Source organism: Acinetobacter sp. YH01006 (genome assembly GCF_013420445.1).
Classification (GTDB): domain Bacteria; phylum Pseudomonadota; class Gammaproteobacteria; order Pseudomonadales; family Moraxellaceae; genus Acinetobacter; species Acinetobacter pseudolwoffii.
The window spans coordinates 1-10,517 of sequence record NZ_VOYB01000036.1 but is presented as its reverse complement, the minus strand read 5'-3'; the positions used below and the strand labels follow the sequence as shown (position 1 = coordinate 10,517).

Here is a 10,517-nt window from a genome sequence, read left to right as displayed (position 1 = left end):
CTGCTTCATCTGGCGCTGCCCAGTTCTCTTCGGCGTTAGCAATCATGAGTGCCAAATCGGCATAGCGATCTGCTGTTCCGAGCCGCCCAAGGTCGATCAGACCCGTGCATTGAAGAGTTTTAGGGTCAGGACCCATTGATTTGAACTGACGGCTGTGATTCAGATGGGCGTATAGGAGCCCGACTGATGAGTAATTTGTTTTGGCTGACGGACGAGCAAATGGCTCGTCTTCAGCCCTATTTCCCCAAGAGCCATGGCCGCCAGCGCGTTGATGATCGACGCGTTCTGAGCGGCATCATCTTCGTCAACCGCAACGGGCTGCGTTGGCGTGATGCGCCGAAGGAATATGGCCCGGCGAAGACGCTTTATAACCGCTGGAAACGCTGGGGCGACAAGGGCGTATTTATCCAGATGATGGAAGGTCTGGCCGTGCCTGAAGCCGCAGAGCACAAGACCATCATGATCGATGCGACCTATCTCAAGGCCCACCGCACGGCTTCCAGCTTGCGGGTAAAAAAGGGGGCGCGGGCCGCCTGATTGGACGCACGAAAGGCGGCATGAACACCAAGCTTCATGCCGTAACGGATGCGAGTGGTCGCCCGATCAGCTTCTTCATAACGGCAGGCCAGGTCAGCGATTACACCGGTGCTGCCGCCTTGCTTGATGAACTTCCCAAGGCCAAATGGTTGCTGGCCGACCGTGGCTATGATGCCGACTGGTATCGTGACGCTTTACAGGCGAAGGGGATCACTCCCTGCATTCCAGGTCGAAAATCCCGCAAGAAGACCATCAAATACGACAAACGCCGCTACAAACGGCGCAACCGGATCGAGATCATGTTCGGGCGTCTCAAAGACTGGCGGCGTGTCGCTACGCGTTACGACCGGTGCCCAATGGCCTTTCTCTCCGCCATCGCTCTCGCTGCGACCGTTATCTTCTGGCTATGAGCAATGAGTCCTGACCCTAGCGCATATCAAGCCAGAGGAGCCTGAGGTACTTGGTCTTTTAGCCCTCATGGAACTCCAGTGCTCTCGGCTGCTTGCCCGACAAGATCGTCAAGGCTTGCCAGTGCCGCTCGATCGTCAGGATCGTGGCTTGTGGGATCGATTGCTCATACGTCGAGGTCTGGAGATAGTTGAGCGAGCATGCCGCATGTCGTCTCCCACTGGATGGTATCTTCTGCAAGCGTTGATTTCTGCTTGTCACGCGCGGGCTGCGAGCTTTCGAGACACCAATTGGCGAGAGATACTGGCGAGATATGACGCGCTCTTCCTGTTGAGCCCTACATACGTAGTTGCCCTCAATCGAGCAGTCGCTGTGTCGTGGGCCATGAACCCCGCTGCAGGGATGGCGGTCCTTAAGGCGATTGAGGACGAGTGGGACGTGGAGACCTACCCGCTTTTTCACGCGACGCGGGCGGATTTCCTTTCGCGTCTTGGTTTCCAAGACCAAGCTGCGGCAGCCTATCAGGCTGCGGCCGTACTCAGCACCAACCTACCTCAAAAGTTGTTCTTGGTCACGCGCGCTGAGGAATGCCTGGCAGGGTCTCGGACAGATGTTGGATAACATCAGTCGATTGACGGTGATTGCGCGCACGTGGACGCGCATCATGACAGGTATGACGAGCCTTTGAACGTCCGCTGGCTGTGCCGGCGCCATCATATCCGGCTGCACTTCTACGGTGAGGACATGTTTCCTATGTGCAGGCCGCATCACGTATGAACGGCGGCTCTCCGGTTATGCCTCAACGCCGCTGAAAGCGTCGCGCGGTCAGTCAGCCATGACGATCATACCTTATTCAGATCATGCGATCGGCGCCCTGCCATCAGGAGGATGAAATGCGTAAAGATCAGATCCCGGATTTCGTTGATGAGATCTTCGCCACCGGCTGCCCAATCACCGCAGTAGGACAAGATTGCTATGTTTTGCAGAGAGCGATCTGCTGGCAGAAGACTTCGACCGTGTTGGTGAGGTGGTCGATAAAATCTGCCAGCGATAAGGAAAGCGTGACCATCTGTTGCTGACATCGTCGATCATTTGAGGAGCCTCGGCCGTTTCTACGACCTGCGGCTTGAGACACTCCAATAGCGACTATGGGTCGGTCCGCGCTTTAGAATAAGGGATCTAGACCCTGTCGCCAATTTTGGCCTGACGGGGGTTTCCAGCTACGCCTTCATATGTCGTGCCTCAGCCGCGCTGCAAGCGCCGGGCACTGATGCCCAGCATGCTGGTGGTCTTCACCTTTCCGCCGACGCGCCTGAGGATGATGATTGCCGCGTCCGTGGCCAGCCCGGTGCCGATGGCAGCCAAATGACCCAATTGGAACGGCAGATAGCCCGGCTTGACCACGAGAAGCACTCCGATGAAGCCGATGACCACGGCGGTCCACCGCCGAACCGCGATGCTGAAGCCACAAATCGAGCTTTGCGAGGAGTTTCTTTATCCGTCTCAATGAGATAAGGGCCAACTTTAGATCAAGTGCGTCGTAGTACGGCGTGCACCTTGGGCTTGATCCAGCTATAGTGTAATTGTATGCTGGAAATATGTGCAACCCTGGTGTCTAGGCCGTGCGAAGCCAATCAGGCTCGAAAGTCGTTGCGGGTTGTTATCCGTTAAAGGCGGCGACTGTAGCCGCCGCTATTTGGCCCCTTGATACCATTTAGCATTTGGAGCTTTAGGTTCTATAATTTAACGTTACGCTACAGCCGACACCCCGCTTGCCTGAGCGTTTGGATTTCAATCACTTAGTAGACCAACTTGCGGGTCGACGGTTCGTGTCCCTTCAAGGCGGAGGCTTCGGCAGCTGGCGTCTCTATGCCGCGGTGGTGCTTTTCCGAAACGGAAGTCGCCCATTCGCGTCACGTAAACCGACCGTCAGGCGGTACGGCTTAGGAGAATAATCGCAAAGCAGACTGAGACCACCACCCTCGCGCTACCCTTTGCGCAGGCGTCGAAGGCGATCAGGTGCGCTGATCGAGTCTGTCGAGCACCATCGCTGCAAGTTCATCGCTGGTGTGTGCACCACTATCGAGAACACGGGTTGTGGACGGAAGCCGTTCCCTTGCGGCCAAGCATCGGGCGACATTCGCTAATCGCCACTCTCGAATCTCCGCATTCCGATTCGGGTCAGGATGCATGGTCTGGTTCGAGATCCGGTGACGCAATAGGTCCTCGTTAAGCATCAGAAAGATGTGCAGCAGCTGATCGTCGATCTGCCTTAACCCGTCGAGTATCTCAGTCAGATAGTCCGGGTGCACGAGCGTCATTGGGATGATGATGTCCTGCGAGTAATTCCTGCGAATCTCGCTGACCGCAGCGATCGTAAGTCCCCTCCACAAGGGGAGATCCTGATAGTCTCCGCTCGCTGGTATGGGGACCGTTTCTTTCACCACGAACCCGATTTCCTCAGGGTCAAAGATCAGCGATTTCGGACGCCGATCGCGCAGCCGCTCAGCGAGAGTCGTCTTTCCGGCGCCGAAAGGTCCGTTGATCCAGATTATCATTGTCGACGGCCTCTAACCGGAAGGCTCGCAAGAGCGCTGGGCGGCTTCGTGTGCTGGCACGATCGGAGTGGCTCCGAAGTGCTTCTCAAGATAGGTGACGCCGAACGTCACGATGTCCTGCGCGTCGAACAGGTAGCACTGAGCAAAGCCCACGACACCTTCTCGATGGCGACCGAGCTTCACGTAAGCATTTGCTATAGTTTCGACCGCATCCGGCTTTCCTTCGATAGCAAAGCAATCGAGAATGCCGTTTGAATCGTATTCTGATGCCGTTTTCCAGGCGACTTCACCGTTTCTTCCAAGCATCGGCATCTCATACGTCACCCATCGTTTGTTGGGGATATCCGCAACCGCCTCGGCGTAGTGCAATGCGGTAACGGAGTTTAGCGGCGCACCCAACAGCAGGGCCTTCCCGCCAAGGCGGACGAACCGCTCGACGGGCGACCCTTCCCCCAAGGCGTGACCGAGTTCGTGAGGCTCCGTCAGCGTTTCAGCTAGCGGACCAACCGCGACCATCGATGCATCGGGGTGCGCGCTGCGCCGCGCGCCGGGGGCTTGAACCAGAAATTGATTCAGCAGGCCGAACCCACGGTAAGTCCCGGCCGTTGCGGGATCGAACGGCGGCCAGGTACGGCGGGCTTTGTCATCCAACCGAGCGCCATTCAGAGTCTCCTCGTAGGGTGATCGGTCCCACGACGCGTATCCCATCACAGTGCCAGTCGGCCCAACCGCGGAGCGTAACGCGGCAACGACCGTCTCCGCTCCTCCTTCGACCGGACCAATCGCTTTAAGTGAGGCATGCACCATCAACAGGTCACCGGTTTGGACTCCGAGTTTTCGAATTGCCTCCGTTATTGCCTTCCGCGTATGCATCGCGATATCTCCTCTAAACTGCAAAACACTATACGGGGTCTGACGCTCAGTGGAACGAAAACTCACGTTAAGGGATTTTGGTCATGAGATTATCAAAAAGGATCTTCACCTAGATCCTTTTAAATTAAAAATGAAGTTTTAAATCAATCTAAAGTATATATGAGTAAACTTGGTCTGACAGTTACCAATGCTTAATCAGTGAGGCACCTATCTCAGCGATCTGTCTATTTCGTTCATCCATAGTTGCCTGACTCCCCGTCGTGTAGATAACTACGATACGGGAGGGCTTACCATCTGGCCCCAGTGCTGCAATGATACCGCGAGATCCACGCTCACCGGCTCCAGATTTATCAGCAATAAACCAGCCAGCCGGAAGGGCCGAGCGCAGAAGTGGTCCTGCAACTTTATCCGCCTCCATCCAGTCTATTAATTGTTGCCGGGAAGCTAGAGTAAGTAGTTCGCCAGTTAATAGTTTGCGCAACGTTGTTGCCATTGCTGCAGGCATCGTGGTGTCACGCTCGTCGTTTGGTATGGCTTCATTCAGCTCCGGTTCCCAACGATCAAGGCGGGTTACATGATCCCCCATGTTGTGCAAAAAAGCGGTTAGCTCCTTCGGTCCTCCGATCGTTGTCAGAAGTAAGTTGGCCGCAGTGTTATCACTCATGGTTATGGCAGCACTGCATAATTCTCTTACTGTCATGCCATCCGTAAGATGCTTTTCTGTGACTGGTGAGTACTCAACCAAGTCATTCTGAGAATAGTGTATGCGGCGACCGAGTTGCTCTTGCCCGGCGTCAACACGGGATAATACCGCACCACATAGCAGAACTTTAAAAGTGCTCATCATTGGAAAACGTTCTTCGGGGCGAAAACTCTCAAGGATCTTACCGCTGTTGAGATCCAGCTCGATGTAACCCACTCGTGCACCCAACTTATCTTCAGCATCTTTTACTTTCACCAGCGTTTCTGGGTGAGCAAAAACAGGAAGGCAAAATGCCGCAAAAAAGGGAATAAGGGCGACACGGAAATGTTGAATACTCATACTCTTCCTTTTTCAATATTATTGAAGCATTTATCAGGGTTATTGTCTCATGAGCGGATACATATTTGAATGTATTTAGAAAAATAAACAAATAGGGGTTCCGCGCACATTTCCCCGAAAAGTGCCACCTGACGTCTAAGAAACCATTATTATCATGACATTAACCTATAAAAATAAGCGTATCACGAGGCCCTTTCGTCTTCAAGAATTTTATAAACCGTGGAGCGGGCAATACTGAGCTGATGAGCAATTTCCGTTGCACCAGTGCCCTTCTGATGAAGCGTCAGCACGACGTTCCTGTCCACGGTACGCCTGCGGCCAAATTTGATTCCTTTCAGCTTTGCTTCCTGTCGGCCCTCATTCGTGCGCTCTAGGATCCTCCGGCGTTCAGCTTGTGCCACAGCCGACAGGATGGTGACCACCATTTGCCCCATATCACCGTCGGTACTGATCCCGTCGTCAATAAACCGAACCGCGACACCCTGAGCATCAAACTCTTTTATCAGTTGGATCATGTCGGCGGTGTCGCGGCCAAGACGGTCGAGCTTCTTCACCAGAATGACATCACCTTCCTCCACCTTCATCCTCAGCAAATCCAGCCCTTCCCGATCTGTTGAACTGCCGGATGCCTTGTCGGTAAAGATGCGGTTAGCTTTTACCCCTGCATCTTTGAGCGCTCTGATCTGAATATCGAGGGACTGCTGGCTGGTTGAGACCCGCGCATAACCAAAAATTCGCATAAAATGTACCTTAAATCGAATATCAGACACGATGTGTCTATTATGCCAAAATGACGATTTAATGGACACTCAAACGAAGCCGTTTTACTATGTCTGATAATTTATAATATTTCGAACGGTTGCAGTTGTGTTAAAAAAGCCGTCAGGCAGGGAGGCCGATATGCCCGTTGATTTTTTGACCACTGAGCAGGTTGAGAGTTATGGCAGGTTCACTGGCGAACCCGATGAACTTCAGCTGGCGCGTTATTTTCATCTTGATGAAGCGGATAAAGAATTTATCGGGAAAAGCCGGGGTGATCACAATCGACTTGGTATTGCCCTGCAAATCGGGTGTGTGCGTTTTCTGGGCACTTTTCTTACTGACATGAATCATATTCCTTCCGGCGTCCGGCATTTTACCGCCAGACAGCTCGGGATTCGTGATATCACCGTTCTTGCAGAATACGGTCAGAGGGAAAATACCCGCCGTGAGCATGCAGCGCTGATACGTCAGCACTATCAGTATCGTGAATTTGCCTGGCCCTGGACATTTCGCCTTACCCGTCTTTTATATACCCGGAGCTGGATAAGCAACGAACGTCCTGGCCTGCTTTTCGACCTGGCGACAGGGTGGCTTATGCAACATCGTATTATTCTCCCCGGAGCCACCACGCTGACCCGGTTGATTTCAGAGGTAAGGGAAAAGGCGACGTTGCGCCTGTGGAACAAACTGGCACTGATACCGTCAGCCGAACAGCGTTCACAGCTGGAGATGCTGCTGGGGCCAACTGATTGCAGCCGCCTGTCTTTACTGGAATCACTGAAAAAAGGCCCTGTGACCATCAGTGGTCCGGCGTTTAATGAAGCAATTGAACGCTGGAAAACTCTGAACGATTTTGGCCTGCATGCTGAAAACCTGAGTACACTCCCGGCTGTGCGCCTGAAAAATCTCGCACGTTATGCTGGTATGACTTCGGTGTTCAATATTGCCAGGATGTCACCGCAGAAAAGGATGGCGGTTCTGGTTGCCTTTGTCCTTGCATGGGAAACGCTGGCGCTGGATGATGCACTGGACGTTCTGGACGCCATGCTGGCCGTTATCATCCGTGACGCCAGAAAGATTGGGCAGAAAAAACGGCTCCGCTCGCTGAAGGATCTGGATAAATCTGCATTGGCGCTCGCCAGCGCATGTTCGTACTTGCTGAAAGAAGAAACACCGGACGAATCGATTCGTGCTGAGGTGTTCAGCTACATCCCTAGGCAAAAGCTGGCTGAAATCATCACGCTTGTCCGTGAAATTGCCCGGCCCTCAGACGATAATTTTCATGACGAAATGGTGGAGCAGTACGGGCGCGTTCGTCGTTTCCTGCCCCATCTGCTGAATACCGTTAAATTTTCATCCGCACCTGCCGGGGTTACCACTCTGAATGCCTGTGACTACCTCAGCCGGGAGTTCAGCTCACGGCGGCAGTTTTTTGACGACGCACCAACGGAAATCATCAGTCAGTCATGGAAACGGCTGGTGATTAACAAGGAAAAACATATCACCCGAAGGGGATACACGCTCTGCTTTCTCAGTAAACTGCAGGATAGTCTGAGACGGAGGGATGTCTACGTTACCGGCAGTAACCGGTGGGGAGATCCTCGTGCAAGATTACTACAGGGTGCTGACTGGCAGGCAAATCGGATTAAGGTTTATCGTTCTTTGGGGCACCCGACAGACCCGCAGGAAGCAATAAAATCTCTGGGCCATCAGCTTGATAGTCGTTACAGACAGGTTGCTGCACGTCTTGGCGAAAATGAGGCTGTCGAACTCGATGTTTCTGGCCCGAAGCCCCGGTTGACAATTTCTCCCCTCGCCAGTCTTGATGAGCCGGACAGTCTGAAACGACTGAGCAAAATGATCAGTGATCTGCTCCCTCCGGTGGATTTAACGGAGTTGCTGCTCGAAATTAACGCCCATACCGGATTTGCTGATGAGTTTTTCCATGCCAGTGAAGCCAGTGCCAGAGTTGATGATCTGCCCGTCAGCATCAGCGCCGTGCTGATGGCTGAAGCCTGCAATATCGGTCTGGAACCACTGATCAGATCAAATGTTCCTGCACTGACCCGACACCGGCTGAACTGGACAAAAGCGAACTATCTGCGGGCTGAAACTATCACCAGCGCTAATGCCAGACTGGTTGATTTTCAGGCAACGCTGCCACTGGCACAGATATGGGGTGGAGGAGAAGTGGCATCTGCAGATGGAATGCGCTTTGTTACGCCAGTCAGAACAATCAATGCCGGACCGAACCGCAAATACTTTGGTAATAACAGAGGGATCACCTGGTACAACTTTGTGTCCGATCAGTATTCCGGCTTTCATGGCATCGTTATACCGGGGACGCTGAGGGACTCTATCTTTGTGCTGGAAGGCCTTCTGGAACAGGAGACCGGGCTGAATCCAACCGAAATTATGACCGATACGGCAGGTGCCAGCGATCTTGTCTTTGGCCTTTTCTGGCTGCTGGGATACCAGTTTTCTCCACGCCTGGCTGATGCCGGTGCTTCGGTTTTCTGGCGAATGGACCATGATGCCGACTATGGCGTGCTGAATGATATTGCCAGAGGGCAATCAGATCCCCGAAAAATAGTCCTTCAGTGGGACGAAATGATCCGGACCGCAGGCTCCCTGAAGCTGGGCAAAGTACAGGCCTCAGTGCTGGTCCGTTCATTGCTGAAAAGTGAACGTCCCTCCGGACTGACTCAGGCAATCATTGAAGTGGGGCGCATCAACAAAACGCTGTATCTGCTTAATTATATTGATGATGAAGATTACCGCCGGCGCATTCTGACCCAGCTTAATCGGGGAGAAAGCCGTCATGCAGTTGCCAGAGCCATCTGTCACGGTCAAAAAGGTGAGATAAGAAAACGATATACCGACGGTCAGGAAGATCAGTTGGGAGCTCTGGGGCTGGTCACTAACGCCGTCGTGTTATGGAACACTATTTATATGCAGGCAGCTCTGGATCATCTCCGGGCGCAGGGTGAAACACTGAATGATGAAGATATCGCACGCCTCTCCCCGCTTTGCCACGGACATATCAATATGCTCGGCCATTATTCCTTCACGCTGGCAGAACTGGTGACCAAAGGTCATCTGAGACCATTAAAAGAGGCGTCAGAGGCAGAAAACGTTGCTTAACGTGAGTTTTCGTTCCACTGAGCGTCAGACCCCTATACCTATCGAGATATCACTCTACCTCTCGCTGCTTGACCGAGGTGGAGGACCGTCGCCGTTGGTGGCTTTTTGGCCAAGCGTTTATCCGCGTCGTCTCGCCGCCCGCTCCGCCTCCGCGCGAATAGCAAGCAGCGAAGGACCAAGAAGCTCACGCGCATGAGCGACCGTTTCGGCGGATGCCGTGTTTAGGGTCAGGACCCATTGATTTGAACTGACGGCTGTGATTCAGATGGGCGTATAGGAGCCCGACTGATGAGTAATTTGTTTTGGCTGACGGACGAGCAAATGGCTCGTCTTCAGCCCTATTTCCCCAAGAGCCATGGCCGCCAGCGCGTTGATGATCGACGCGTTCTGAGCGGCATCATCTTCGTCAACCGCAACGGGCTGCGTTGGCGTGATGCGCCGAAGGAATATGGCCCGGCGAAGACGCTTTATAACCGCTGGAAACGCTGGGGCGACAAGGGCGTATTTATCCAGATGATGGAAGGTCTGGCCGTGCCTGAAGCCGCAGAGCACAAGACCATCATGATCGATGCGACCTATCTCAAGGCCCACCGCACGGCTTCCAGCTTGCGGGTAAAAAAGGGGGCGCGGGCCGCCTGATTGGACGCACGAAAGGCGGCATGAACACCAAGCTTCATGCCGTAACGGATGCGAGTGGTCGCCCGATCAGCTTCTTCATAACGGCAGGCCAGGTCAGCGATTACACCGGTGCTGCCGCCTTGCTTGATGAACTTCCCAAGGCCAAATGGTTGCTGGCCGACCGTGGCTATGATGCCGACTGGTATCGTGACGCTTTACAGGCGAAGGGGATCACTCCCTGCATTCCAGGTCGAAAATCCCGCAAGAAGACCATCAAATACGACAAACGCCGCTACAAACGGCGCAACCGGATCGAGATCATGTTCGGGCGTCTCAAAGACTGGCGGCGTGTCGCTACGCGTTACGACCGGTGCCCAATGGCCTTTCTCTCCGCCATCGCTCTCGCTGCGACCGTTATCTTCTGGCTATGAGCAATGAGTCCTGACCCTAGGGTCCACCATGAAGTTCGGCATGCAGGGATCACCATGGCAAACAACCATATCGGTGCGCTCTTGGTCGAGCCGCACCGGTAGCTCTCGTTCGACACGAGCCAAAAGATCGAGCTGCGGCGTACT

Annotated in this window: 10 protein-coding genes and 2 pseudogenes; 5 read left to right on the top strand and 7 right to left on the bottom strand. The window is 53.7% G+C overall.

Annotation, left to right across the window (positions count from 1 at the left end):
• Nucleotides 1-127: pseudogene (locus FTT73_RS15235) on the bottom strand (APH(3'') family aminoglycoside O-phosphotransferase); the annotation flags it as partial.
• A 59-nt stretch (nucleotides 128-186) separates the two neighbouring features.
• Between FTT73_RS15235 and FTT73_RS15230 the strand changes: the two are divergent.
• The 3 genes from FTT73_RS15230 (at nucleotide 187) to FTT73_RS15225 (ending at nucleotide 2,024) form a co-directional block, all read left to right on the top strand.
• A protein-coding gene (locus FTT73_RS15230) for an IS5-like element ISKpn12 family transposase (protein ID WP_085947932.1) occupies nucleotides 187-947 on the top strand; the annotation gives its coding sequence in 2 pieces (ribosomal slippage) (nucleotides 187-511 and nucleotides 511-947; 762 coding nt in all).
• A 10-nt stretch (nucleotides 948-957) separates the two neighbouring features.
• Complete coding sequence (locus tag FTT73_RS16545) at nucleotides 958-1,566, top strand: DUF6596 domain-containing protein (protein WP_306415568.1); 609 nt, start codon at nucleotides 958-960, stop codon at nucleotides 1,564-1,566.
• Nucleotides 1,567-1,838: 272 nt separating this feature from the next.
• Nucleotides 1,839-2,024 carry a hypothetical protein gene (locus FTT73_RS15225; protein WP_004197549.1) on the top strand — a complete coding sequence of 62 codons (186 nt, stop codon included), beginning with the start codon at nucleotides 1,839-1,841 and terminating at the stop codon, nucleotides 2,022-2,024.
• A 163-nt stretch (nucleotides 2,025-2,187) separates the two neighbouring features.
• On the opposite strand, the gene FTT73_RS15220 is transcribed toward FTT73_RS15225, so the two are convergent.
• The 5 genes from FTT73_RS15220 to FTT73_RS15200 form a co-directional block, all read right to left on the bottom strand.
• Complete coding sequence (locus FTT73_RS15220; RefSeq protein ID WP_040234282.1) at nucleotides 2,188-2,379, bottom strand: hypothetical protein; 192 nt, start codon at nucleotides 2,377-2,379, stop codon at nucleotides 2,188-2,190.
• A 581-nt stretch (nucleotides 2,380-2,960) separates the two neighbouring features.
• Nucleotides 2,961-3,503 carry an AAA family ATPase gene (locus FTT73_RS15215; RefSeq protein ID WP_002063889.1) on the bottom strand — a complete coding sequence of 181 codons (543 nt, stop codon included), beginning with the start codon at nucleotides 3,501-3,503 and terminating at the stop codon, nucleotides 2,961-2,963.
• A 12-nt stretch (nucleotides 3,504-3,515) separates the two neighbouring features.
• Nucleotides 3,516-4,376, bottom strand: a complete 861-nt coding sequence (aac(3)-IIe, locus tag FTT73_RS15210) for an aminoglycoside N-acetyltransferase AAC(3)-IIe (RefSeq protein WP_000557452.1) — start codon at nucleotides 4,374-4,376, stop codon at nucleotides 3,516-3,518.
• 181 nt (nucleotides 4,377-4,557) lie between these two features.
• Nucleotides 4,558-5,418 (bottom strand): broad-spectrum class A beta-lactamase TEM-2, encoded by an 861-nt coding sequence (locus FTT73_RS15205; RefSeq protein ID WP_011645017.1) that lies wholly within the window; start codon nucleotides 5,416-5,418, stop codon nucleotides 4,558-4,560.
• 182 nt (nucleotides 5,419-5,600) lie between these two features.
• Nucleotides 5,601-6,158 carry a recombinase family protein gene (locus FTT73_RS15200; protein WP_001217881.1) on the bottom strand — a complete coding sequence of 186 codons (558 nt, stop codon included), beginning with the start codon at nucleotides 6,156-6,158 and terminating at the stop codon, nucleotides 5,601-5,603.
• A 160-nt stretch (nucleotides 6,159-6,318) separates the two neighbouring features.
• Here FTT73_RS15200 and FTT73_RS15195 point away from each other — a divergent pair, with 160 nt between their 5' ends.
• Entirely contained in the window at nucleotides 6,319-9,324 is a 3,006-nt protein-coding gene (locus FTT73_RS15195) for a Tn3-like element Tn3 family transposase (protein ID WP_001143775.1), read from the top strand.
• Between the two features lie 288 nt (nucleotides 9,325-9,612).
• A protein-coding gene (locus FTT73_RS15190) for an IS5-like element ISKpn12 family transposase (protein ID WP_085947932.1) occupies nucleotides 9,613-10,373 on the top strand; the annotation gives its coding sequence in 2 pieces (ribosomal slippage) (nucleotides 9,613-9,937 and nucleotides 9,937-10,373; 762 coding nt in all).
• Nucleotides 10,374-10,388: 15 nt separating this feature from the next.
• Here the strand turns inward: FTT73_RS15190 and FTT73_RS15185 are convergent.
• Nucleotides 10,389-10,517 (bottom strand): annotated as a pseudogene (locus tag FTT73_RS15185) (APH(3'') family aminoglycoside O-phosphotransferase); the annotation flags it as partial.